The organism is Streptomyces sp. NPDC053542 (genome assembly GCF_044544685.1).
Classification (GTDB): Bacteria; Actinomycetota; Actinomycetes; order Streptomycetales; family Streptomycetaceae; genus Streptomyces.
On sequence record NZ_JBITXL010000014.1, the window covers coordinates 31,389 to 54,025 of the forward strand.

The 22,637-nt window shown below is 72.1% G+C and carries 24 protein-coding genes; 9 read left to right on the plus strand and 15 right to left on the minus strand.

What is annotated here, in order from left to right:
- Positions 1–334 precede the first annotated feature (334 nt).
- The 3 genes from ACIGXO_RS31780 to ACIGXO_RS31790 are packed head-to-tail and all read left to right on the plus strand — an operon-like array spanning position 335 to position 1,983.
- Complete coding sequence (locus ACIGXO_RS31780) at positions 335–748, plus strand: SRPBCC family protein (protein ID WP_399793797.1); 414 nt, start codon at positions 335–337, stop codon at positions 746–748.
- A 6-nt stretch (positions 749–754) separates the two neighbouring features.
- A complete protein-coding gene (locus ACIGXO_RS31785; protein ID WP_399793799.1) occupies positions 755–1,177 on the plus strand; it encodes a DUF2267 domain-containing protein in 423 nt (140 codons plus the stop codon).
- A gap of 2 nt (positions 1,178–1,179) precedes the next feature.
- The gene (locus tag ACIGXO_RS31790) at positions 1,180–1,983 is read left to right on the plus strand and encodes an SDR family oxidoreductase (protein WP_399793801.1); all 804 of its coding nucleotides are present in this window, start codon (positions 1,180–1,182) and stop codon (positions 1,981–1,983) included.
- Between the two features lie 18 nt (positions 1,984–2,001).
- Here ACIGXO_RS31790 and ACIGXO_RS31795 read toward each other — a convergent pair whose 3' ends face one another.
- On the minus strand, positions 2,002–2,991 hold the full coding sequence (locus ACIGXO_RS31795; protein ID WP_399793803.1) for an alpha/beta fold hydrolase: 990 nt from the start codon (positions 2,989–2,991) through the stop codon (positions 2,002–2,004).
- Between the two features lie 93 nt (positions 2,992–3,084).
- Positions 3,085–3,885, minus strand: coding sequence for an N-acetyltransferase (locus ACIGXO_RS31800; RefSeq protein WP_399793805.1), 801 nt, complete (start codon positions 3,883–3,885; stop codon positions 3,085–3,087).
- Between the two features lie 140 nt (positions 3,886–4,025).
- On the opposite strand from ACIGXO_RS31800, the gene ACIGXO_RS31805 reads away from it, so the two are divergent.
- Positions 4,026–5,639: a cytochrome bc complex cytochrome b subunit gene (locus ACIGXO_RS31805; protein WP_399793807.1), complete on the plus strand. Its 1,614-nt coding sequence runs from the start codon at positions 4,026–4,028 to the stop codon at positions 5,637–5,639.
- A 47-nt stretch (positions 5,640–5,686) separates the two neighbouring features.
- On the opposite strand, the gene ACIGXO_RS31810 is transcribed toward ACIGXO_RS31805, so the two are convergent.
- Together ACIGXO_RS31810 and ctaD are read right to left on the minus strand one after the other, a co-directional pair.
- Positions 5,687–6,088 carry a cytochrome c oxidase subunit 4 gene (locus ACIGXO_RS31810; protein WP_399793809.1) on the minus strand — a complete coding sequence of 134 codons (402 nt, stop codon included), beginning with the start codon at positions 6,086–6,088 and terminating at the stop codon, positions 5,687–5,689.
- A gap of 34 nt (positions 6,089–6,122) precedes the next feature.
- Positions 6,123–7,739, minus strand: coding sequence for a cytochrome c oxidase subunit I (ctaD, locus tag ACIGXO_RS31815; RefSeq protein WP_399794094.1), 1,617 nt, complete (start codon positions 7,737–7,739; stop codon positions 6,123–6,125).
- A 124-nt stretch (positions 7,740–7,863) separates the two neighbouring features.
- Here ctaD and ACIGXO_RS31820 point away from each other — a divergent pair, with 124 nt between their 5' ends.
- Entirely contained in the window at positions 7,864–9,537 is a 1,674-nt protein-coding gene (locus ACIGXO_RS31820) for a molybdopterin-dependent oxidoreductase (protein WP_399793811.1), read from the plus strand.
- A gap of 18 nt (positions 9,538–9,555) precedes the next feature.
- On the opposite strand, the gene ACIGXO_RS31825 is transcribed toward ACIGXO_RS31820, so the two are convergent.
- The 3 genes from ACIGXO_RS31825 to ACIGXO_RS31835 all read right to left on the minus strand — a co-directional run bounded on the left by ACIGXO_RS31825 (position 9,556) and on the right by ACIGXO_RS31835 (position 11,585).
- Positions 9,556–10,083 (minus strand): hypothetical protein, encoded by a 528-nt coding sequence (locus ACIGXO_RS31825; protein WP_399793813.1) that lies wholly within the window; start codon positions 10,081–10,083, stop codon positions 9,556–9,558.
- Positions 10,084–10,231: 148 nt separating this feature from the next.
- Complete coding sequence (locus tag ACIGXO_RS31830) at positions 10,232–11,005, minus strand: thioesterase family protein (protein WP_399794096.1); 774 nt, start codon at positions 11,003–11,005, stop codon at positions 10,232–10,234.
- 157 nt (positions 11,006–11,162) lie between these two features.
- Positions 11,163–11,585, minus strand: coding sequence for an STAS domain-containing protein (locus tag ACIGXO_RS31835; protein ID WP_399793815.1), 423 nt, complete (start codon positions 11,583–11,585; stop codon positions 11,163–11,165).
- Between the two features lie 234 nt (positions 11,586–11,819).
- Between ACIGXO_RS31835 and ACIGXO_RS31840 the strand changes: the two genes are divergently transcribed.
- From ACIGXO_RS31840 to ACIGXO_RS31850, 3 genes are all read left to right on the plus strand, one after another.
- Entirely contained in the window at positions 11,820–12,071 is a 252-nt protein-coding gene (locus tag ACIGXO_RS31840) for a hypothetical protein (RefSeq protein ID WP_399793817.1), read from the plus strand.
- A 353-nt stretch (positions 12,072–12,424) separates the two neighbouring features.
- Positions 12,425–13,186 carry a GAF and ANTAR domain-containing protein gene (locus ACIGXO_RS31845; RefSeq protein WP_399793819.1) on the plus strand — a complete coding sequence of 254 codons (762 nt, stop codon included), beginning with the start codon at positions 12,425–12,427 and terminating at the stop codon, positions 13,184–13,186.
- Between the two features lie 278 nt (positions 13,187–13,464).
- Entirely contained in the window at positions 13,465–13,701 is a 237-nt protein-coding gene (locus tag ACIGXO_RS31850) for a chaplin (protein ID WP_399793821.1), read from the plus strand.
- 289 nt (positions 13,702–13,990) lie between these two features.
- Here ACIGXO_RS31850 and ACIGXO_RS31855 read toward each other — a convergent pair whose 3' ends face one another.
- Positions 13,991–15,289 (minus strand): ANTAR domain-containing protein, encoded by a 1,299-nt coding sequence (locus ACIGXO_RS31855; RefSeq protein ID WP_399793823.1) that lies wholly within the window; start codon positions 15,287–15,289, stop codon positions 13,991–13,993.
- A gap of 226 nt (positions 15,290–15,515) precedes the next feature.
- Between ACIGXO_RS31855 and ACIGXO_RS31860 the strand changes: the two genes are divergently transcribed.
- Entirely contained in the window at positions 15,516–16,211 is a 696-nt protein-coding gene (locus ACIGXO_RS31860) for a lysophospholipid acyltransferase family protein (RefSeq protein ID WP_399793826.1), read from the plus strand.
- Positions 16,212–16,295: 84 nt separating this feature from the next.
- Here ACIGXO_RS31860 and ACIGXO_RS31865 read toward each other — a convergent pair whose 3' ends face one another.
- The 7 genes from ACIGXO_RS31865 to ACIGXO_RS31895 all read right to left on the minus strand — a co-directional run bounded on the left by ACIGXO_RS31865 (position 16,296) and on the right by ACIGXO_RS31895 (position 22,637).
- Positions 16,296–17,876, minus strand: a complete 1,581-nt coding sequence (locus ACIGXO_RS31865) for an alpha/beta hydrolase (RefSeq protein WP_399793828.1) — start codon at positions 17,874–17,876, stop codon at positions 16,296–16,298.
- A gap of 110 nt (positions 17,877–17,986) precedes the next feature.
- On the minus strand, positions 17,987–18,829 hold the full coding sequence (locus tag ACIGXO_RS31870; RefSeq protein WP_399793830.1) for an urease accessory protein UreD: 843 nt from the start codon (positions 18,827–18,829) through the stop codon (positions 17,987–17,989).
- Positions 18,826–19,542 (minus strand): urease accessory protein UreG, encoded by a 717-nt coding sequence (gene ureG / locus ACIGXO_RS31875; RefSeq protein WP_399793832.1) that lies wholly within the window; start codon positions 19,540–19,542, stop codon positions 18,826–18,828. Before ureG ends, ACIGXO_RS31870 begins: the two co-directional genes overlap by 4 nt.
- 34 nt (positions 19,543–19,576) lie before the next feature.
- Entirely contained in the window at positions 19,577–20,251 is a 675-nt protein-coding gene (locus ACIGXO_RS31880; protein WP_399793834.1) for an urease accessory protein UreF, read from the minus strand.
- Between the two features lie 40 nt (positions 20,252–20,291).
- A complete protein-coding gene (locus ACIGXO_RS31885; protein WP_399793836.1) occupies positions 20,292–22,013 on the minus strand; it encodes an urease subunit alpha in 1,722 nt (573 codons plus the stop codon).
- Complete coding sequence (locus tag ACIGXO_RS31890; RefSeq protein ID WP_399793838.1) at positions 22,006–22,317, minus strand: urease subunit beta; 312 nt, start codon at positions 22,315–22,317, stop codon at positions 22,006–22,008. Before ACIGXO_RS31890 ends, ACIGXO_RS31885 begins: the two co-directional genes overlap by 8 nt.
- A 17-nt stretch (positions 22,318–22,334) precedes the next feature.
- Positions 22,335–22,637, minus strand: coding sequence for an urease subunit gamma (locus ACIGXO_RS31895; protein ID WP_031057600.1), 303 nt, complete (start codon positions 22,635–22,637; stop codon positions 22,335–22,337).

The following is a 22,637-nucleotide window of genomic DNA, read 5'->3' on the forward strand; positions in this document are numbered from 1 at the left end:
TGTGTACGTGCCGCGCCCACCCCGAAGTGGCGGCGCCCGGACCCACGGCGGCCGTGACAGCTGCGCCGCGTGGGCAGGACCGAGTCCGCTGGGAAATCAGGGAAAGGTCGCTCGGTGATTGTGACGGGCAAAGGCCGATCAAAGAAAATCCGCCGGGAAACGGGCGGCGACGAATCGCCCCATCCCCCTGCAATCGGGTGGTTGTGCGCCTCCGGGTGCCGTCACGGGGCAGGCGTTCCGTGGAAGCTTTCGGACCGGTCTCCGGACCGATCGACACCGGTCCGGACCGATCGGGGCCCGGTCCGGATCGCTTCGGACCGAGGAGAGGTGTGGCATGAGTGAGTACGAGCGTTCCCGCACGATGCCGGCGCTGCCCGAGCACGTCTTCGACCAGGCGAGCGATGTGTCGCGGCTCGATTCGTGGATGCCGGCGGAGCTGCACGTACGGGAGGAGCAGCTGCCGGCCGTGACGGTGCACGAGGACCGTACGGGCGAGGACGCGTCCGCCCTTTTCCGTGCCGAGCCGGATCAGCAGCGCCTGGAATGGGGCACCCGGGAGAACGGCAGCTACGCGGGCTGGCTCCAGGTGGCCGGCATCGGGAGCGGGGCGAGCGAGGTGACCATTCACCTGTCCTTCTTCGAGGCGTCCCACGACCCGGGCGGCGAGGCCGTGAACGCCGCGCTGGACCGGAGCCTGGAGCGGCTGGCCGAGCAGGTAAGGCTGCGTGTCGACGGCACGGAAGGATGAATGATCATGCATCACGACGAGTTCCTGCGGCTGGTGCAGGCAGGGGCCGCGCTCCCCGACCGCGGGACGGCGGAGCGCGCGGTACGGGCCACCCTGGAGACGCTGGCGGAGCGCGTCCCCGACGGCCTCGCCGAGCACCTCGCGGCCCAGCTGCCGCGGGAGATCGGCGAGCACCTCCGCCGGGTGGTCGCCGCGCACGAGGGCGGACCGGAGGAGTACCACACGGCGGAGCGGTTCGATCTGACGACCTTCGCCGCGCGGATCGCCTGGCGCGGCGGGGTCTCGGAGGACGCCGCACTGCAGGAGGCGAGCGCGGTCTTCGAGACGCTGGACGCGGCGCTCGCGCCCGAGCTCAGCGAGAAGCTCGGCAGCGTCCTCCCGCCCGACATCCGTGAGCTGCTGCCCGTCTCCCGTGCGGAGGACCGTTGACCGTGAACCCGACACCGGATCCGCGTACCGCCGTGATCACCGGCGCCGACTCCGGCATCGGCCGGGCCACCGCCGCACGCCTCGCCGAGCAGGGTCTGGACATCGGCATCACCTGGCACAGCGACCGGGAGGGCGCCGAAGCGACGGCCGCGGAAGTCCGCGGCAAGGGCCGGAACGCAGTGATCGAGCGGATGGACCTCGCGGACCTCCCCGCGGCCGCCGGCGCCGTCGACCGGCTCGCCGAACAGCTGGGCCGGATCGACGTCCTGGTCAACAACGCCGGCACCGGCACCGCGACGCCCTTCCTGGACATCGACCACGCGACGTTCCAGCACGTGCTCGACGTCGACCTCGCAGGGCCGTTCCTCTGCTCGCAGCTGGCCGCCCGGCGCATGATCGGCCAGGGGGACGGCGGCCGGATCGTCAACGTCACCAGCGTGCACGAGCACCAGCCCCGGGTCGGCGCGGCGCCGTACTGCGCGGCCAAGGGCGGGCTGGGCCTGCTGACGCAGGTCATGGCGCTGGAACTGGCCGAGCACGGCATCAACGTGAACGCGGTCGCGCCCGGCGAGATCGCCACGCCGATGACCGGGCAGGAGGACGAGGACGTGACCCTCAAGGACCGGCCGGGCGTCCCGCTGGGCAGGCCGGGCGACGCCCGTGAGGTGGCCGCCGTCATCGCCTTCCTCGCCGGGCCGGACGCGGCGTATGTGACGGGGGCGTCGTGGGCCGTCGACGGCGGGATGCTGCGGATGGGCCCGCAGGCCGGGTCCCACCTGCCGGACCACAGCTGGCGCCGCCCCTGAAACCGGGCCGACGCCGCCTTATGTGGCGCTGCGCTCGCTCTCGTCCCGCAGCTCGCGTTCCACTGCGCGGTTGCGGGCGTCGTCCGGCCGGCCGGCCGCGCTGCCGGGCCGGCCCGCTCTGAGCAGCTCGCGCCACCGCTCCGGGCTCCAGTCGGCCGGCCGGGTCGTGGCGAGGAAGTGCCGCACCGCGGCGAGGAAGCGGTCCGGGTCGGCGGTGAAGGGGAAGTGTCCGGCGCCCTCGAAGATCTCCAGGCGGCTGCCGGGCATCGCTTCGTGCGCGCGGTACGCGTGCCGTACCGGTATCACGCCGTCCCGGGACCCCCACAGCAGCAGGGTCGGCATGCCCTCGGCCAGGTAACACCGGTCCAGCATCGTGATGACCTGGCCGCGCCAGTCGACCACGGCGCGCAGGCTCCGGACGAAGGCGCTCCGGGACCCCGCGTCCGGGAGCGAGTCGACCAGCCGGAGCAGGGCCGGCGCGTCCTGCCCGAGGTCCGTGCCGAGGCCCTTGAGCAGCCCGACGACCAGCCGGGTCTGGCAGCGCATCCCCGGCAGGCCGAGCGCCGCGAGCAGCGCGGCGGCCACCGGCAGGGACACGGCCCGCAGGACGGGGGTGACCTCCCGGCCCACGCCGCCCGCGCTGACCAGCACCAGGCGCTCGGTGCGCTCGGGGAACTGGTACGCGAACTGCATGGCCACCCCGCCGCCGAGCGAGTGCCCGATCAGGGTCGCGCGGTCGATGCCGAGGACGCCGAGCAGGTCGCGGACGCCGTTGGCGTAGGCGGCGACCGAGTAGTCGGCGCGCGGCTTGTCGGAGGCGCCGTGGCCGAGCAGGTCGGGGGCGATCACGGTGTGGTTCCTGGCCAGCGCGGGGAGGATGCCCGCCCAGGTCGCGGAGGAGTCCCCGATGCCGTGCAGGAACACCAGCGCCGGTCCGCGGCCCGCGAGCCGGAAGGCGCGGCGGTAGCCGTGCACCACGTGGTAGCGCAGCTCCACGTCGTCCTGCACGCCGACGCCCCCTCCCCGGCCCGCTCCCCGCTTCTCCCTACGAGCGTAGAAGGTGTAGCGCCCCGGCACCGTTACCGGTGGATTTCGAACCCGCTACGGTCGCGGGGACACGCGGTGCCGGACCCAGACGTTGGGTTCGACGTAGACCGCGTGATCATGGGCGGTGTCGCAGTGCACGGGGACCAGGGCGCCGGGCACCTCGACGGCGCCGTCGCGGTCGAAGGGCAGGCCGGTCCACCGGCGCCACTGGGCCAGGGAGCCGCTGACCGTCATCGACGCGGGGGCGATCTTCTCGATGGTGCCGCCGGCCTTGACGTGCACCCGTAGCCACGGGTCGGCGGGCAGTCCGTCCGCGCGCCGCCGGCGGAGGTAGTCGGCCATCGGGACGCGCGGCTCGAGATGCTTGGCCGTCGGGCGGACCGGGGCCAGCAGCGCGTCGTGGCCCTGCCGGCCGACGGCGTTCCGCAGCGCCTCCAGCATCCGGTAGGACAGTCCGCGGCCGAGGTACTCGGTGTCCACCGTGATCTCCAGGGCGCTGGCCGTCGTCGGCGCGCGCCCGTCCCGCCGGTCGTGGAAGGACCAGCCCAGCACCCGGTCCCAGCCCCGGTCCGGGGTCTCCTCGCGGCCGTCGTGCCCGGCGTCGAAGGGCACGCTCAGCCCGCGCGCCACGACGCGGTCGCCGTCCGTCGCCACGACGCAGTACTCGGGGAACTCCGCGGCCACCCGGCCCAACAGGGCGTCCGCCACCGGGTCGTGGGGCACGAAAGCCGGCCAGGTGTCGGCGAACTCGTAGAGCCGGGGCAGCAGCGCCGGACGCTCGGCGACGGGGGTGATCCGGATGCGGTCGGTGTCTGTCGCGGCGCGGTGGCCGGCACGGCGGTCGGTGTCTGTCACAGCGCGGACGCTGCCACAAGGCCACCGCTCCGGCCAGCGGTTTTCGCCGGTCCTGCGTGGCCGGCCGACAAGCGGCTACACGTCCTCGTGGGTACCTGGCGGGCAACGCGTCAGGTACCCGCGAACAGGGAGGAGTTGGCATGATCTTCTTCCGGCGGTCCCGCCTGAAGGCACGCGCCGTGAAGCAGCAGACGAGGCAGGCCGCCGGCCGCACCGCGGAGGGGCTGGACGCCCGGCTGCCGGTCTCCGAGGCCGGCGGGCTGCTGCGCAAGCCGTTCCCCGACCACTGGTCGTTCCTCCTGGGCGAACTGGCCCTGTACAGCCTGATCGTGCTGGTGCTGACGGGGGTGTACCTCACACTCTTCTTCAAACCCGGCATGCACGAGGTGGTGTACCACGGCTCGTACACGCCGCTCTCCGGCGTCCGGATGTCCGAGGCGTTCGACTCCACCCTGCGCATCAGCTTCGACGTGCGCGGCGGGCTGCTGATCCGGCAGATGCACCACTGGGCCGCGCTCGTCTTCCTCGCCGCGATCGGCGTCCACCTGCTGCGGATCTTCTTCACCGGCGCGTTCCGCAAGCCCCGCGAGGTGAACTGGATGATCGGGGTGACGCTCTTCCTGCTGGCGCTCGCGGAGGGCTTCGCCGGCTACTCGCTCCCCGACGACCTGCTGTCGGGCACCGGGCTGCGGATCGCGCAGGGCATCATGCTGTCGCTGCCGCTCGTCGGGTCGTACATCAGCATGTTCGTCTTCGGTGCGGAGTTCCCCGGCCACGACGTGATCCCGCGGCTGTACGGGGCGCACATCCTGCTGCTGCCGGGGCTGATCCTGGCGCTGGTCACCGTCCATCTGATCCTGGTCTTCTACCTCAAGCACACCCAGTGGGCGGCCCCGGGCCGCACCAACCGCAATGTGGTCGGCAAGCCCCTCTTCCCCCAGTTCATGGCCACCTCGGGCGGCCTGTCCCTGATGGTCTTCGGGGTGACGGCGTTCCTCGGCGGGGTCGCGCAGATCAACCCGGTCTGGGTCTACGGCCCTTACCGGCCGGACCAGGCGTCCACCGGAGCCCAGCCGGACTGGTACGTCGGCTTCCTGGAGGGTGCGCTGCGGCTCGTGCCGCCGTGGGAGACGACAGTCGCCGGTCACACCTTGATGTGGAACGTGCTGCTCCCGGCGGTGGTGCTGCCGCTCGCGATGTTCGCGCTGCTGTACGCCTATCCGTTCGTCGAGGCGTGGGTGACCGGTGACCGGCGCGAGCACCACCTGTGCGACCGGCCGCGGGACCGGCCCGTGCGCACGGGGCTCGGCGCGGCGGCCGTCAGCGCTTACGCGGTACTGCTGCTGGCCGGCGGGAACGACGTGGCGGCCGCCACCTTCGGCATCGACCTCAACGCGCTGACCCGGGTGCTGCGGACGGCGCTGATCGTGCTGCCCGTCGTCGTGTTCGTGGTGGTCAAGCGGGTGTGCCTGGCGCTGCGCGAGGCCGAGCTGGAGCGGCTGGCCGAGGGCGAGGAGACCGGGCGGATGCGCCAGACGGTCGAGGGCGGTTACGAGGAGGAGCACCGGCCGGTGAGCGACGAGGAGCGGTACGTGGTGCTGCACGGCAGCATGCCGGCGCCTCCCCCGCTGCCGGCGGCCGGGCGGGACGGGACCGGTGACGGGTCCGCGGAGGACGGCGGAGGCGGCGAGGCCGGACGGCTGCGGTCCGCGCTCAGCCACTGGTTCGCGGGCAAGGGCCCTGACGGGCCCTAGGTCGTGTCCGCAAAGTCCCGTCGTCCGCCCGGAGGGCGGGACACGGCCTAGCGGTCCTGCCGGTCCTCGCGTCCCACGTACTGGAACACCATCTCGAAGACGCCGAGGGCCAGCACCCCGGCGCCGAGCAGCGCCAGCCACAGCCCGAAGACGACCCCGAGCGCGACGACCGTGAAGCCGGCGGCGACGACGAGGGGCCAGGGGCTGGCGGGCGGGAAGAATTCCAGCGGCCCGGCGGTGTCGGCGACCTCGGCGTCGCGACGGTCCTGCGGCCGCCGTCCGCGCCGCCGGTACTGCACGGCCAGGAAGAAGGCGACCAGCGCGGCCATCAGGCAGGCGACGATCAGCACGCTGGTGCCCGCGGGGTCGTGCCCGTACTTGCCGTAGACGCCCGCGGTGACTCCGAAGAAGGCCGCCACACCGGCGAAGAGAACGGCTTCGGTCTTCATCTGCCCCTCCCCTCCTCCTGCGACTTCTGCGAGGTCACGTGTGCCACTCCTTCTCCGGGTGGTGCAGGTCAAAGGCGGGCGACTCGGAGCGGATGCGCGGCAGGGCGACGAAGTTGTGCCGCGGCGGCGGGCAGGAGGTGGCCCATTCCAGGGACCGGCCGTAGCCCCACGGGTCGTCGGTGCCGACGCGCGTGCCGTACTTCGCGGTCTTCCACACGTTGTAGAGGAACGGCAGGGTCGAGGCGCCCAGCAGGAACGCGCCGATGGACGAGACGGTGTTCAGGACCGTGAAGCCGTCGGCTGCGAGGTAGTCGGCGTACCGCCGCGGCATGCCGTTCTCGCCGAGCCAGTGCTGGACGAGGAAGGTGGTCTGGAAGCCCACGAACAGCGTCCAGAAGTGGATCCTGCCGAGCCGCTCGTCCAGCATCTTCCCCGTCAGCTTGGGCCACCAGAAGTAGAAGCCGCCGAACATCGCGAACACGACCGTCCCGAACAGCACATAGTGCAGATGCGCCACGATGAAGTACGAGTCGGTGAGGTGGAAGTCCAGCGGCGGCGAGGCGATCAGTACGCCGCTGAGCCCGCCGAGCAGGAACGTCACGAGGAAGCCGACGGCCCACATCATCGGCGGTTCGAAGGAGAGGGACCCGCGGTACATGGTCCCGATCCAGTTGAAGAACTTCACCCCGGTGGGCACCGCGATGAGGAACGACATCAGGGAGAAGAACGGCAGCAGCACCGCGCCGGTGGCGAACATGTGGTGTGCCCAGACCACGGCCGACAGCATCGTGATCGCGACGGTCGCGCCGATCAGCCCGACGTACCCGAAGACCGGCTTGCGGGAGAAGACGGGCAGGATCTCCGTCACGATGCCGAAGAACGGCAGCGCGACGATGTACACCTCGGGATGGCCGAAGAACCAGAAGAGGTGCTGCCACAGGATCGCCCCGCCGTTGGCCGCGTCGAAGACGTGCGCGCCGAACTTCCGGTCCGCCTCCAGCGCCAGCAGCGCCGCCGTCAGCACGGGGAAGGCGGGGAGCACGAGGATCGAGGTGAAGAGCACGTTCCAGGTGAAGATCGGCATCCGGAACATGGTCATGCCGGGCGCGCGCAGGCACATGATGGTGGTGATGAAGTTGACCGCGCCGAGCGTGGTCGACACGCCCGCCACGACCAGGCCCATCGTCCACAGGTCGCCGCCGGTGCCCGGCGAGCGGACGGCGGAGTTCAGCGGCGCGTACGCGAACCAGCCGAAGGCCGCGGCCCCGCCGGGCACCAGGAATCCGCTCACCACCATCAGGCCGCCGAAGAGGTACATCCAGTACGACAGCGCGTTCAGGCGGGGGAAGGCGACGTCCGGCGCACCGATCTGGAGCGGCATGACGGCGTTCGCGAAGCCCGCGAAGAGCGGGGTGGCGAAGAGCAGCATCATGACCGTGCCGTGGATCGTGAACAGCTGGTTGTAGATCTGCTCATTGATGATCTGCAGCCCCGGCCGCGCCAGTTCCGCCCGCATCAGCAGCGCGAGGACGCCGCCGAAGAGGAAGAAGCAGAAGGACGTCACCAGGTACAGATTGCCGATCACCTTGTGATCGGTGGTCTTCGTCAGCCGGACCAGTCGCCTGCCCAGCGACGGGGCCGGTCGGTACACCGGCCGTACCGCGCCGTCCGCCAGTTCGGTCACAGCCTCGCCTCCCGGGAACACGCCGAATCGACCGTGCCCGAGTGCCCCGCGCCGCGGGGAAAATCCGCCCGGTCGGCGGGACAATTCCGGTGTGAGCGGAGATCGGGAGGTACCAGGAGTACGCGGCGCCCGGCTGCTGGTGCCGGGGGCGGTGAGCGGGCTGCTCGCCGGGTACGCGGCGCTGGCCGTCGCGGAGCTGGCGTCGGCGGCGGTGGGGCCGGAGGCCGGCCCGGTCGTGGCGGTGGGCGGCACGGCGATCGACCTGACCCCGGCGCCGGTGAAGGAGTGGGCGATCCGGGCCTTCGGGACGGCGGACAAGCTCGTCCTCCAGCTCGGCATCCTGGCCGTACTGGCGCTGCTCGCGCTCGCCCTGGGCGTCCTCGCGCTGCGCCATCGGCGGCTCGGCGCGGCGGGCATTCTGCTGTTCGGCGTGGTCGGCGCGGTGGCCGCGGTGAGCCGGCCGGACGCGGGCGCCCTGGACGCGCTGCCGTCGCTGGTCGGGGCGGTGGCGGGCAGCGGCCTGCTGTACTGGTTCGCCGGACGGCTGCGCGTGCGTACGGCACCGGGACCGGCACCGGGACCGGCACCGGGTCCGGGTCCGGGGCCGGCACCGGAGGCGACGGCCGGGGAAACACCCGCTGCGGGCACGGCCGGGGAAACGCCCGTGGCGGGCAAGGGCTGGGACCGCCGCGGCTTCCTCCTCGCGGCCTCGGCCGCGGCGGCGGCCTCCACCGGCGCCGGCGTGCTGGGCCGTACGCTCAACGGCTCGGGCAGAGACGCGCTCGCCTCCCGAGGCCGCGTCGTCCTGCCCCCGCCGGCCTCCCCCGCCCCGCCCGTCCCGCGAGGAGCCCAGCTGCGTGTCGCGGGCCTCGGCCCGTTCCGCACCCCGTCCAAGGACTTCTACCGGGTCGACACCGCGCTCCTGGTCCCCAAGGTCGACGCCACGACCTGGCGGCTGCGCATCCACGGCAAGGGTGTCACCGCGCCGCGGACGCTGACCTTCGACGATCTCCTCCAACGCGACCTGATCGAACGCGACATCACCCTCGCCTGCGTGTCCAACGAGGTCGGCGGCCCGTACGTGGGCAACGCGCGGTGGATCGGCGTCCCGCTGGCGGAGCTGCTGCGGGAGTGCGGCGTCCGGCAGCCGTCCCGGGGCGGACCGGCCGACCAGCTGGTGGCGCGGTCGGTGGACGGCATGACGATCGGCAGTCCGGTCGAGGACGTCATGGACGGCCGGGACGCGCTGCTGGCGGTGGGCATGAACGGCGGGCCGCTGCCGTTCGAGCACGGCTTCCCGGTACGGATGGTCGTCCCCGGCCTGTACGGCTATGTCTCGGCCTGCAAGTGGATCGAGGACATCGAACTCACCACCTTCGACGCCTACGACGCGTACTGGGTCGAGCGCGCGTGGGCGCGCGAGGCGCCCGTGAAGACGCAGTCGCGCATCGACACGCCCAGGCCCGGCGCCCGGCCGCGGGCCGGCACGGTCATGATCGCGGGCGTCGCGTGGGCGCAGCACCGGGGCATCGAGCGGGTCGAGGTGCGGATCGACGACGGGCCGTGGCGACGGGCCGACCTCGCCGCCGAGGACACCCGCGACACCTGGCGCCAGTGGTCCTTCCCGTGGCGGGCGTCCCCCGGTACCCACACCCTCACGGTCCGCGCCACGGACCGCACCGGAAAAACGCAGACCGCGCACCCTGCGCCGCCCATTCCCGACGGTGCGACGGGCCATCACTCGGTGGACGTCACCGTCGAGTGACGTGCCCGGCCGCCGTGCTCAGGCGTCGAGTACCCGGTCGGTGTCCAGGCGGGTGAGGAGTTCGGGGTGGTGGAGCTCCGCCAGGGGCGCCAGCAGGTCGGGGTGGCGCAGGAGGGCGGCGGCTCGCCGGTCGTCGGTGCCGGGCGCGACCAGGCGGCGGAATTCGACCGGGGTCCCGGACGCGTGCCAGGTGCCGGCGAGGGCGGTCACCGCGGTTTCGGCCAGGGCCGGGGTGCTGAGCAGGGCCGCGGCCCAGCTTGCGACGACCTCGTCCACCCACGACCGCCACGCGCTCTCCGCCTCGTCGTCCGGCCCGGGGACGTCCGCGCCGGTGAGCCAGTCGAGCCGCCCCGATCCGCCCGGGCCGGTGACCGCGACCAGCGCGGCGTCCATCGGCGTCGGGTAGCGCAGCCACGCCGCGACGGTCACGGCCTGCCGGGCCTGCGCTTCGGTGAGCGCGGCGCTCATGGCGCCGCCGCTCGACGGATACGCGCAGGTCAGCCACTGGGTCGTCGCCGATATCAGCGAGGAGAGGTCCGTGGGCACCGAGGAGCCCTCCGAGTCGGTGAGGGGGCAGGCCGCACAGAACGTAACCCAGCGGCACTCTCCGGATAAATGAGGCAGGTCACCACGGAGGCGTGGCGTTCGTCTCCGCTTGGTCGGCCAAAGGCGCGCCGCCCGGCCGGCCCCGGTCCTACACAGGGTCAGTGGTCGGCTGGGGGCGGACGGTGAGGATCTGCTGTGCGTGGCCGACGGGGCCGTTGATGTCGTGCAGGACCGTGCTGGTGATGCCCTGGCCGGTACCGCCGAAGGTGACCGTGGTGTCCAGTCCGGTCCAGCGGCCTTCGGGCTGCCGGTGGAGGTGCACGGTGAGGTCGACGTTGGGGAACATCCAGGCGGTGGGCGATTCGCGCACGGCGATGCCGTTGGCGGTGTCGACCAGCGCGAGGTAGGAGGCCAGCGGGCTGCTGGGCTGTCCGGCGACGAGGTCGAGAGGCGTCGACACCCAGGCCGTCGTACGGCCCGGCTGCGGTGGTGCGACCGGCCGGACGTCCAGGGAGGCGATGTACCCGCCGGGCCATACGGAGGCCAGCGGCCAGGTGGGCAGCGACTCGGGCGGCGCGAGCCGGTCGCCGGCGCCGCCGGCCACGGCCGCGGTGTCCACGGCGGCGAGCAGCCAGGCGCGCGCCCGGACCACGGGGCGGTCGGCGATCCGCACGACGGCCTCGAGCAGCTCGATCGTACGGCCCGGCCGCAGCGTCTCCACGCGGATCTCGCACTCGTCGAGCGCGAGCCGCCCGAGGATGTCGAAGCTGATCCGCCCGAGGACGAGACCGCTGTCCGGACGCGCGGCCAGGTGGCGCTCCATGGCGTGCACGATGAGACCGCCGAGCGGGCTGAAGTGCTGCTCGTTGGCGTCCCAGGCACCGCCCACATGCGGGGTGGGCTTGTAACGGTGCTCGTCCATGGGCTCGTAGAAGCTGTCGTGGTGCGACGCGCCGGTGCTCAACGGAATGTTCTCCCGAGTGTCCTGACTGAGTGCGCTGCTGACGAAGAGTGCCAGGTCAGGATGGCACGCAGGAGACAGGCGGGGAAGATCGCCAGGAGGCGGGCGGGGAAGATCGTCAGGCCGGGCCCTGGGCCGCGGGCCGGCGGCGGGCCGTGTCGGGCGGCCAGACGGGGCGGTGCCCCTCTGGGAGGGTGGCGAGGGCCTGGGTGACGGTGGTGAACACCGGGAGCAGCTCGCCGCTTCCGGTCTGGTCCAGGAGCTGCCGTACGCGGCGGCCCACGCACGCCAGCAGGAGGCGGCCCTGGCGGCGCCGCAGGAGCCAGTGCACGCCCAGCAGGCAGTTCAGGCCGCGGGAGTCGCAGAAGGTGAGCGCTGAGCAGTCGAGGGTCAGATAGCGGTAACCGGCGCCGACGCAGGCACCCACCGTGACCCGGAAGACGCTTTCGCTGCCGTGGTCCAGTTCGCCGCTGACGCGCAGCACGGCCCCGTCCTCGCAGGAGGCGAGCGTGGTGATCGCCAGTCCGTCGGCGTACGGCATGCAGCACCTCCGGCGCTCTCCGTGCCACTTCCATGTTGCTGCGGATCGTACGGGCCGTGCGCGCGGAAACAAGGTGATTTCCCCGAGTTTCTGCTTGCTCCGCCCTCCTTGCACCGTGTTCGTCGCGCCTTGTTCCCTGCGCCTCTCCTCTGCCGCCTTTCTCCGGTGGGGAGTTGACGCGGTCCGTGCGGTACGGTCCGTTCAGGCAGCACCCGGTGAGAGGAGGTGGGCACAGTGGCCGGACCCGTGGCTCACGCCGTCCTGGAGGACCAGGCCCAGCTCCGTACGGTGCTCGACTTCGCCCGCCGGCACTTGGCGAGCAACGCGGCCGAGGCCGAGGCGTTCGCGCCCGGTGACCACAGCGGCCAGATGCGCCACCGCCTCGCCGGCCTCACGAAGACGATCGAACTGCTCCTGGAGGCCGCCGAACCGCTGGCCGCCCCGCCTCGGAGCGACGCGCCCCGTCCGGACGGCACGGCCGAGTAACCGCGGCGATCGCCCCCGCCCCGACCGGGCACGGAGAGAAATCCCGGCCGGACACTGAGACAAATATCGCGTTGATTGATAGGAATACCGTACGGACTGATAAGGCATCACCTATCAATGGTTGCTGTCACGCCTGCACCCTCGCCTGTTCAGGGTCCGCGCCGCACTCCTCGCGCATCGAACCGGAAGCATGGCATCCGCCAAGGCCACGGCATTGACGGTGCGTATCCCGCTTGCTCCGCTGAGCGACCGTTGCCAGGATGCGGGTGCACTTGAGATATGACCGAGCAGCATGCCAACGTCAGATTCGAGCCAGGATCATCGGGCGTTCGGTCCACAGGAGACGACTACGCATGTGCGACGAATCGATCCACCAGCCACCGATCCCCCAGCAGTTGACGCCACTTCTCCTCGACCTCGCCGACGCCGCCCCGCGTGACCTGGACAACGGTGGCGTACTGCGGCGGCTGACCGATCACAGCCGGAAACTGCCGGGTGTCGAGGCGACGGCGGTCATCTCCGTGGACGAGCGGCGCACGAACACCGCGAAGGTGGTGGCCGCATCGGACGACGCGTCCGGTCAACTCGCGCAGGCGCAGCTGGAATTCGACGAAGGCCCGGGGCTCGAAGCCCTCCGCACCGGACGCCGGCTCGCCGATCTCCCCCTCGGCCTCCCGAGCTTCCGTTCCCGATGGCCGCGTTACGTCCCCCGGTCGCTGTCCGAGGGATTCACCGGCATCACCGTCATCCCCCTGTGCCACGAGGACCGGGCGATCGCCGCACTCCACCTCCACCACCAGCACTGCCGCCACCACGCGTTACCCGGCGAATCCGTCCGGGCAGCACAGGCCCTGAGCGACGCGGCGGTCATCGGCGTGGCTCATGAGCGGCAACTCCGGTACGTCGACCAGCTGCAAGCGGCCCTGACCTCGCGGATCGCCATCGAGCAGGCGAAGGGAATGCTCGCGGAACGCTTCGAGTGGACCACTCACAAGGCGTTCGAACTGCTCCGCTCGTACGCGCGCAGTCACAACACCCGCCTGAACGACCTCGTCCGCTCGGTCATCGACGGCCCACCCACCGAGGGCCCGTTCCGGCGCCCGTCACCTCGCTAGCCCACCTCGCCGGTCGGCCTGCCGGGCCTGCCCTCAAGGGGAGCGGCGCGGGGGTACAGGATCGAGGGCGGCGGCAAGTCCGGGCGGCTTCGGAGGCTTCCACTGAACTCCCGTGCAGGGGCCCCGTTTTCGGGCGTGCGGGGTCCCGCATGGTCAACCGGATGGGCGGTACTGCACACGTATCAGCGAGTTTGGTACCCCGTTCGGGTTAAGGGCGTTTTCCGCACATCGGACCGGAGATGATCCGTGCGGGCATTCCCTCACATCAGGAGACAATCATGAGCATCCGCCGCGCAGTCGCCGCCACGGCCCTCGCCGCCGCCGCTGTCCTCGGAGGAGCGGGCGTCGCAGCAGCCGACTCCGGCGCGCAGGGCGCCGCCTTGAACTCGCCCGGCGTCATCTCCGGTAACAACGTCCAGATCCCCATCCACATCCCGGTCAACGCCTGCGGCAACACCATCAACATCATCGGGCTGCTCAACCCCGCCTTCGGCAACACCTGCGTGAACAGCTGACCCATCGGGTCCCGTCACGCCTGACCGGTTCAACGCTTCAACGGTCGACTCCGACCGGCCGGACGCCCCGCCATCTCCCCCTTGCGGCGGGGCGTTCCGCATGCCCGCGCGCGAACGCGGCGCACCATCGAGGTCCGCGCCGTCATCCCGCCCGGCGTCGAGGCCGACGTACTGCTCCCGGACGGCTCAAGACCACGGTCGCGGCGGGCGAACACGTCTTCCGACGGTAGAACGTCCTCCCCCGGCCGAAGCCGCCGCGGCGCCGCTCCCCCCGCTCGGCAGGCCCTCTTCACACCGCGGTCGCCGTGCGGTGGAGGTGTTCCAGGGCGTCGAGGACGATGGTGCGGTGGTGCCAGGCGAGCCAGCGGCCGGCCTGGTCGCCGATCCGGTCCAGGGCGTGGGCCTGGGCCGGGGCGAGGAGTTGCTGGGGGCGGTCGTGGTGGGTGGAGACCATGCCGAGGCAGACGCCGTTCGCGGTGGTCAGCGGCGTGCTGTGCGCGGCGCGGCTGCCGGCCTGGAGGATCTTGCGGCGGGCCTCTTCGGTGAAGACCGGGTCGGTGGCGACGTCGGTCACGGTGACCCGCGTGACGTTGCGCGCGGCCAGCGCGCAGGACGTGCCTTCCTTGCCCACGACGTCGAAGTACTCGACGAACTCCTCGTTCAGGCCGTGGTGATCCTCGATGCGCAGACCGCCGGCCTGGCGGTCGGCGAGCTGTACGTTGCCCATCGAGGTGTCCGAGAGCGTCATGGACTGGTGCAGGACGGCGGAGATCACCGCGCTGCGGTTGGTGTCGTCCCCGTTCACCTGCGGCAGTGCGGGGAGCTTCGGCGGGCGGGTCCGGATGCGGTCGGGGAACCAGCGGGCGGTGCCGCTCTTGGGCCGGGGTGCGTTGAGTACCGCGGAGGCCAGGGACCGGAGCTTGACGTTGTGCTGCTGCGAGGCGTTGCGCAGCAGGGCGAACGCGGCCTGTCCGTCGCGCAGCCCGTAGCGCTCCTGCAGTACCCCTTGCGCCTGCGCGATCATGGGGTGCGTACGGACCTTCCCCCTGAGGTCCCGGACCTTGGCGTGCAGGCGCTCGATCTCCTGCTCCAGCTCCAGCGCCTGCTCCTGCTCGGGCTTCTCGTCGGGCGTCGTGGGGGAGGCGGCGGGGGCGGTGGTCGCCCGTACGGTCTCCGGCGGGGCCGGGACGCAGGCGGTGATGAGGTCTTGCGCGGTCGGCAGCACGGTGAGGCGGCCGCCGGCGGTCCCGTTGCCCGCTCCGTTGCCGGCGGCGGCGGTCGCGTTGGCGGCGTCCAGGACCCGGGTGACCTCCTCGGACGGGGCGGCCAGCAGCAGCCGGAGGCCGCGGCGGTCCAGTTCCGCCGCGCACGCGGCCAGGCCGCGCGCCGCGGCGACGGACATCTCCCGTACCGCCGACAGGTCGACCGCGACCGCCTCCGGCTGCCCGGTGGTGTCGCGGATCGCCGCGAGGAGCGGGTGGTCGGCGGAGTCCAGGGCACCCTCTACGCCGAGCATCCGCAGCCACCCGGCCGCAGCAGGCAACCGCACCATGTCGGTCCGGACTTCCCGTGCTGCTTCACTGCTCATACCGTCTCCGTATCTGTATGCCGTCATGTCGTCGTGCCGCTGTGTCGCTTTGTCGCCACGCCGTCCTCGGCGTCACCGGCGTGTCACCGACTGTCGTCGGTATGGCCTGAATCGCCGAGGTGCCAGGCGTACCTACGTCACACTACGGCTGTCGCGCAGGAGGTTCGCGCAGTAGACCTGCCAAGACACCGTCGTCGAGCCGGTCCAGCAGAATGAGGAGAACCGCGTGTTCTACCAGGTGCTCAAGTACGTCGTCCTGGGACCGCTGTTGCGAGCGGTCTTCCGGCCGCGGGTGGAGGGGCTGGAGCACATCCCCGAGGAGGGTGCGGCGATCATCGCCGGCAACCACCTCTCCATCGCCGACCACTTCGTCATGCCCGCGATGGTGCCGCGCAGAGTCACCTTTCTGGCCAAGGCCGAGTACTTCACGGGGCCCGGCCTCAAGGGCCGGCTGACCGCGGCGTTCTTCCGCGGGATCGGGCAGATCCCGGTGGACCGGTCCGGCGGGAAGGCGTCGCGGAGCGCGATCAGGTCGGGGGTGAACGTGCTCCGCCGGGGCCGGCTGCTGGGGATCTATCCGGAGGGCACCCGCTCGCACGACGGGCGGCTCTACAAGGGCCGTACGGGCGTCGCCGCGATGGCGCTGGAGGCCGGGGCGCCGGTGATTCCGTGTGCGGTGATCGGCACGTTCGAGGCCCAGCCGGCCGGGCGGCGGCTGCCGCGCGCGACGCGGGTCACGATCCGCTTCGGGGAGCCGATGGACTTCTCCCGGTACGCGAACATGACCTCCGAGCACGCCGCGCTGCGGGCCGTCACGGACGAGATCATGTACGAGATCATGAAGCTGTCGGGGCAGGAGTACGTCGACATGTACGCGACCGACGCCAAGGCCGCCGCGCAGCAGGCCGGCAAGCAGCACTGAGGCGAGCCCCTGCGTAAGCGAGCGGGGCGCCCGGGAAACCCCGGGCGCCCCGCCTTGTCCGCGCTGTCGTGACCCGCTACGGCGTCACGGCTTCGGCGTGGCGTGCGGCGCGCACGTCACGTCCTTGGCGTCCGTCTTGCCGTCGACGAAGTAGGCGTCGACGCGGTCGTTGACGCACGGGTTGGTCAGGCCGGTGACACCGTGCGAGCCCGCGTCCTTCTCGGTGATCAGGCGCGAGCCGGACAGCCGGCGGTGCAGCTCGACGGCGCCCTCGTACGGGGTCGCGGCATCCCGCTCGCTCTGCACGATCAGCACGCTGGGCAGGCCCTTGCCGGTCTTGACGTCCACCGGGGTCTGCTGCTTCTCCGGCCACGTGGCACAGGGCAGGTTCATCCAGGCGTTGGCCCACGTCATGAACGGGGCCTTCTCGTGGATGCGGGTGTTGTCACGGTTCCAGCGCTGCCAGCTGGTGGGCCACTTGGCGTCGTTGCACTCCACCGCCGTGTAGACCGCGTTGCCGTTCTCCGAGGAGATGTTGCCGGCCTTGTCGCTCATGTCGGGCGCGGCGTTCTCGATGAGCGGCTTCTCGTCACCGGCGACGTACGCGCTCCACGCCTTGGCGACCGGGGCCCACATCGAGTCGTAGTACGGCGCGTTCTGGAAGAAGCCGGTGAGCTCGGCCGGGCCGACCTGGCCGCCGAGCGGGGACTTCTTCGCGGCCGCGCGCAGCTTCTCCCACTGCGCCTGGACCTTCTCGGGGGTGTCACCGATGTGGTACGTCGCGTCGTTCTTCGCGACCCACTTCTTCCAGTCGCCCCAGCGGCCCTCGAAAGCGATGTCCTGGTCGAGGTTGGCCTCGTACCAGATCTTCTCGCGCGAGGGGTTCACGACGGAGTCGACGAGCATCCGGCGCACGTGGTCGGGGAAGAGCGTGGCGTAGACGGCGCCGAGGTAGGTGCCGTAGGAGACGCCGAGGTAGTTGAGCTTCTTGTCGCCCAGGGCCGCGCGGACGACGTCCAGGTCACGGGCGGTGTTGGGCGTCGTCATGTGCGCGAGCAGGGAGCCGCTGCGCTCCTTGCAGCCGTCCGCGTACTCCTTGGCGAGCTTGCGCTGGGCGAGCTTGTCGGCCTCGTCGTCGGGCACCGGGTCGGCCTTGGGCGCCTTGACGAACTCCTGCGGGTCCATGCAGGAGATCGCGGCGGAGTGGCCGACGCCCCGGGGGTCGAAGCCCACGAAGTCGTACGCCTTGGAGGTCTTGGCCCACAGGGGGTTCTTGCTGGTCACCCGGGCGGGGAAGCGGAGGCCCGAGCCGCCGGGGCCGCCGGGGTTGTAGATCAGCGAGCCCTGGCGCTCGTCCTTGGTGCCGGTGCTCTTGGCCCGGTCCACGGCGATCTTGATCTTCTTGCCGTCCGGCTCGGCGTAGTCGACCGGCACGGTCACGAACCCGCACTGGATCGGGGCGTCCAGGCCCCAGTCCTTGGGACAGGTCTGCCAGTCGATGCCCGCCTTCGCGGCGCGCGCCGCGGCGGTCCGCACGCCGCGGTCCTCGGCTGCGCCCCGCTGGTGGTTCACGCCCGCGCTGGCGGGCGTGGCGGCGATGGCGCCGGCTATGAGTGCGCCGGCCACCACGGTCCCGGCGGCGCCGAGCGCTGCTGTTCGTCTCACGTAGGTGTTCCCCCTGCATGGTGCGCCACTTGTGGCGGCGATGATCACAGAGCTGCACAGGGATCCTGTCTCGTACACCCGTCCGACGGAAAGACCGGACGGGTGTTTCTTTACCAACCCGTAGGAATCGCCGCCGCGTCGAGGAGCCGCCGGACGGCCAGTGCGTCGGGTGCGACGGCGGTGACGAGCGCCGCGGGCCCGGCGAGCGGCGTGAGCACGGCCTGGCCGGGGCCGTCGGCCGCCTCCAGGGTCCGTACCGGCACGGGCCGCTCCGCGAACGCCGGGTCGACGACGAGCAGTTGGCCGACGGCGCGGTGTCCGGCGAGCACCGCGGAGGAGTCCCAGCCGGGCACGCCCGGCCCGTACGCCGTCTCCTGGTCCAGCAGGACGCGGCCCGCGCGCCGGACCGTCAGCCGGGCGGCGAGCCGGCCGGTGGCCTCGCCGGTCCGGCCGAGCACCTGCTCCTCGCGGAGCACCAGCCGGGCGGTGGGCGCGAGGTCGACGGTGGTGGTCTGGATCAGGTCGCTGCCGGCCGCGGAGATCAGCGGCTCGGGCAGCCAGTCCAGGCGGGCCCCGTCGGCCACGTCCAGCGCCACGTCGTAGCGGGCGGTCCCCGGGTGGTGGCCGGGCAGCGCGAGGGTCGCGGCGGCCGCGGTGATCCGCAGGTCGCTGCCCTCCCCCGCGCGTGCCTCGATGCGCAGCCGGTCGCCGCCCACCGGGGCGCTCATCGCGCCGACCACGCAGACCCGGGCGGCAGCGTCGTGCGAGCGCAGCCGGCGCAGCGCGAGCGGCCCGTCGCCGTCCAGTACGGGCAGCCGGGAGACGCCGTACGGGTCGGCGGCCGCGGCGATGCGGGCGGTGGCGCGCAGTTGGCGGGCGGCGGGTGCCCCGGGGGCGTCCGGAAGTACGGCAGCGGGCGCCGTGGGCGCGGGCGGGGGCGGCGCGAGCGTCATGCCGGGCCCGCGGTCCACTCGGCGAGGCGCTCGCGGACCCAGTCCGCGACCGGCGCGACGCCGTTCTCGCCCTTTATGGAGGTGAAGGCGACGGGCAGGTCACCGCGCTGCGCCTTGGCGTCGCGGGCCATGGACTCCAGGTCGGAGCCGACGTACGGGGCGAGGTCGGTCTTGTTGACGACGAGCAGGTCGGCGGTGGTGACGCCGGGGCCGCCCTTGCGCGGGATGTCGTCGCCGCCGGCCACGTCGATCACGAAGATCTGGAAGTCGACCAGGCCCTTGGAGAAGGTGGCGGTGAGGTTGTCGCCGCCGGACTCGACGAGTACGAGGTCGAGCGGGCCGCCCTCCGCGGTGGAAAACGTGTCTTCCAGGTCCTCGACGGCCTCCAGGTTGGCGGAGATGTCGTCGCGGATGGCGGTGTGCGGGCAGGCGCCGGTCTCGACGGCGGTGATCCGCTCGGGCGGCAGTACCGCCTCGCGGAGCAGGAATTCGGCGTCCTCGCGGGTGTAGATGTCGTTGGTCACCACGGCGATGGACAGTTCGTCGCGCAGCCGGCGGCACAGGGCCGCGACGGTCGCGGTCTTGCCGGAGCCGACCGGGCCGCCGAGCCCGATGCGCAGCGCGCGGCGGGTGCCGTCGGCGCGCTTCGGCTCGGCCGCACTGTAGGTGTGGCGGTGCGGGAACTGCTCGTCGAGATCGTGGTCGAGGTGCATACGGACTCCGTGGGGGTGCGGAAGAGCGGGTGGGTCAGGACGCGAACAGCCGTACCGGCCAGGCCGCGTGCTGCTCGGCGGTGATGTCCAGCAGCGGTGCGGAGCGGGCGGGCAGCGCGCCGGTCCCGTCCTGCGGTACGCGCGCCGCGGCCGCGACGGCCTCGGCCACGACCGCGTCCAGGTCGGGGGCGAGGCGCGCGAGGACCGCGGTCGCGTCGAAGGGGTCCAGGCTCAGCAGCCGTACGGCAGCGGTGGCCGGGCCGCTGACGGTCTCGTACCCGACGGCGTACGCGGCGTCCTCCGGGTCCAGGCCCGCCGAGCGCGCGGCGAGGCCGAGGACGACGGGCTGGTGGGCGCCGCGCGGCCGGGCCGCGGCGAGCGCGTCCAGCTCGGCCGAGGGCCAGGTCGCGCGGGCCGCGCGCATCATCTGGCGGCCGAGCTTGCGTGCGGTGGTCCGCAGGGCCGGTACGGGTGTACGGGCGTCCGCCGCCTCGTCCAGGGCCAGCGGGTCGACGCCCGCGGCGGCCGCGGCGGCGAGGCCCGCCGCGACCAGCCCGGCCGTGTGCAGCCGGCCGCGGCAGAACTCCTCCAGCGAGCCGCCGTCCCGGACGCGGCCGGCGGCGACGGCCGGTTCGGCGCCGCCGGAGTGGGCGTGCCCGCCGGCGGGGAAGCGGCCGTCGGCCAGGACCAGCAGCGCGGCGCGGCTCATCGGTGCCCGCCCTTCGGCAGTGGTGCGTCAGCGGTGGTCATCAGAACAGGAAGTACCGCTGGGCCATGGGCAGTTCGGCCGCGGGCGCCGGCTCGACCACCGCGTCGTCGATGGTCACCGTGAAGGTGTCGGGGTCGACGACGACCTTCGGCAGCGCGTCGTTGTTGCGCATGGACGCCTTGGTGACCCGGCGGGTGGAGCGGATGGCCGTCAGCTCCTTGGCGACGCCCAGCCGCTCGCCCAGCCCGTCCGCGACGGCCTGCTCGGAGACGAAGTTGAGCGAGTTGGACCCGGGGGCCTTGCCGATCGCGCCGAACATCGGGCGCGGCAGGACCGGCTGCGGGGTGGGGATGGATGCGTTGGCGTCGCCCACCTGCGCGTACGCGATCTGGCCGCCCTTGATGACCAGCCGCGGCTTGACGCCGAAGAACGCCGGGTCCCACAGCACGAGGTCGGCGAGCTTGCCGGTCTCGACGGAGCCGACGACGTGGTCGATGCCCTGGGCGATCGCCGGGTTGATGGTGTACTTCGCGACGTACCGGCGTACGCGGTTGTTGTCGGCCGCGAAGTCCCCTTCCAGCGCGCCGCGGCGCTTCTTCATGACGTGCGCGGTCTGCCAGGTGCGCATGACGACCTCGCCGATGCGGCCCATGGCCTGCGCGTCGGAGGACATCATCGAGATGGCGCCCATGTCGTGCAGGAAGTCCTCGGCGGCGATGGTCGAGGGGCGGATGCGGGACTCGGCGAAGGCCAGGTCCTCGGGGACCGCGGGGTTGAGGTGGTGGCAGACCATCAGCATGTCGAGGTGTTCCTCGACGGTGTTGACGGTGTGCGGCCGGGTCGGGTTGGTCGACGCGGGCAGCACGTTGGGCTCCGACACCATGGCGATCATGTCGGGGGCGTGGCCGCCGCCCGCGCCCTCGACGTGGAAGGCGTGGATCCCGCGGCCGGCGATCGCGGCGAGGGTGTCACCGAGGAAGCCGGCCTCGTTCAGGGTGTCGGTGTGGATCGCGAGCTGGGCGCCGCTCTCCTCGCAGACGTTCAGGCAGGCGTCGATGACGGCCGGGGTGGCGCCCCAGTCCTCGTGGATCTTGAAGCCGAGGATGCCGGCGCGCAGCTGGTCGCGCATGGAGGCGAGGGAGGTGGTGTTGCCCTTGCCGAGCAGGCCGACGTTGACGGGGAAGGCGTCCATCGCCTCGAAGAGGCGGGCGACGTGCCAGGCGCCGGGGGTGATGGTGGTGGCCTTGCTGCCCTCGGCCGGGCCGGTACCGCCGCCGATCATCGTCGTCACACCGGAGGCCAGCGCCTCGGTCGCCTGCTCGGGGCAGATGAAGTGCACGTGGGTGTCGATGGCACCGGCGGTGAGGATCTTGCCCTGTCCGGCGATGATCTCGGTCTCCGGGCCGATGACCAGGTCCGGGTGGACGCCGTCCATGGTGTCCGGGTTGCCGGCCTTGCCGAGCGCCACGATGCGGCCGTCGCGGATGCCGACGTCGGCCTTGACGATGCCCCAGTGGTCGATCACGATCACGCCGGTGATCACGGTGTCCGGGGCGCCGTCGGCGCGGGAGAGCCGGGACTGGCCCATCGACTCGCGGATGACCTTGCCGCCGCCGAAGACGGCCTCGTCGCCGCTGCGCCCGGGGCCGCCCGCCCAGTCCTCGGTGATCTCGATCAGCAGGTCGGTGTCGGCGAGGCGCACCAGGTCGCCCGCCGTCGGGCCGAAGAGGTCGGCGTACGCGGCACGGGAAAGTTCAGCCATCGAGGGTGCCTCCGGTCTCGCCACGCAGGCCCGCGACGATCCGCTTGCCCCCGAGGGGCACGAGTTCGACCTCGGTGGGGATACCGGGCTCGAAGCGCACGGCCGATCCGGCGGCGACGTTCAGGCGCTTGCCGTGCGCGGCCGCACGGTCGAAGTCGAGACCGGGGTTGGCCTCGGCGAAGTGGTAGTGGGAGCCGACCTGCACGGGGCGGTCGGCGACGTTGAGGACGGTCATGCGCGTGACGGGAAGCCCCTCGTTGAGGCGTACCGGCTCATCGGCGTGCAGGATCTGTCCCGGGATCATCTGCGGCTCTCCCTGGGTCAGCTGATGGGGTCGTGAACGGTGACGAGCTTGGTGCCGTCCGGGAAGGTGGCCTCGACCTGGACGTCGTGGATCATCTCGGGGATGCCTTCCATCACGTCGTCGCGGGTGAGGACCTGGCGCCCGGAGGACATGAGCTCGGCGACCGTACGGCCGTCGCGCGCGCCTTCCAGGATGTGCACGGTCAAGAGGGCAATGGCTTCGGGGTGGTTGAGCCGTACGCCGCGGGCCCGGCGCTTTTCGGCAACGTCCGCCGCGACATGAATCATCAGCCGTTCTTGTTCATGCGGGGTCAGTTGCAT

Excerpts from the sequence above, each read along its gene's own strand:
- ACIGXO_RS31780 (WP_399793797.1), top strand. The coding sequence starts at position 335 with ATGAGTGAGTACGAGCGTTCCCGCACGATGCCGGCGCTGCCCGAGCAC.
- ACIGXO_RS31785 (WP_399793799.1), top strand. The coding sequence starts at position 755 with ATGCATCACGACGAGTTCCTGCGGCTGGTGCAGGCAGGGGCCGCGCTC.
- ACIGXO_RS31805 (WP_399793807.1), top strand. The coding sequence starts at position 4,026 with ATGATCTTCTTCCGGCGGTCCCGCCTGAAGGCACGCGCCGTGAAGCAG.
- ACIGXO_RS31810 (WP_399793809.1), bottom strand. The coding sequence starts at position 6,088 with ATGAAGACCGAAGCCGTTCTCTTCGCCGGTGTGGCGGCCTTCTTCGGA.
- ACIGXO_RS31830 (WP_399794096.1), bottom strand. The coding sequence starts at position 11,005 with ATGGACGAGCACCGTTACAAGCCCACCCCGCATGTGGGCGGTGCCTGG.
- ACIGXO_RS31835 (WP_399793815.1), bottom strand. The coding sequence starts at position 11,585 with ATGCCGTACGCCGACGGACTGGCGATCACCACGCTCGCCTCCTGCGAG.
- ACIGXO_RS31845 (WP_399793819.1), top strand. The coding sequence starts at position 12,425 with ATGTGCGACGAATCGATCCACCAGCCACCGATCCCCCAGCAGTTGACG.
- ACIGXO_RS31850 (WP_399793821.1), top strand. The coding sequence starts at position 13,465 with ATGAGCATCCGCCGCGCAGTCGCCGCCACGGCCCTCGCCGCCGCCGCT.
- ACIGXO_RS31855 (WP_399793823.1), bottom strand. The coding sequence starts at position 15,289 with ATGAGCAGTGAAGCAGCACGGGAAGTCCGGACCGACATGGTGCGGTTG.
- ACIGXO_RS31870 (WP_399793830.1), bottom strand. The coding sequence starts at position 18,829 with ATGACGCTCGCGCCGCCCCCGCCCGCGCCCACGGCGCCCGCTGCCGTA.
- ureG (WP_399793832.1), bottom strand. The coding sequence starts at position 19,542 with ATGCACCTCGACCACGATCTCGACGAGCAGTTCCCGCACCGCCACACC.
- ACIGXO_RS31880 (WP_399793834.1), bottom strand. The coding sequence starts at position 20,251 with ATGAGCCGCGCCGCGCTGCTGGTCCTGGCCGACGGCCGCTTCCCCGCC.
- ACIGXO_RS31885 (WP_399793836.1), bottom strand. The coding sequence starts at position 22,013 with ATGGCTGAACTTTCCCGTGCCGCGTACGCCGACCTCTTCGGCCCGACG.
- ACIGXO_RS31890 (WP_399793838.1), bottom strand. The coding sequence starts at position 22,317 with ATGATCCCGGGACAGATCCTGCACGCCGATGAGCCGGTACGCCTCAAC.
- ACIGXO_RS31895 (WP_031057600.1), bottom strand. The coding sequence starts at position 22,637 with ATGCAACTGACCCCGCATGAACAAGAACGGCTGATGATTCATGTCGCG.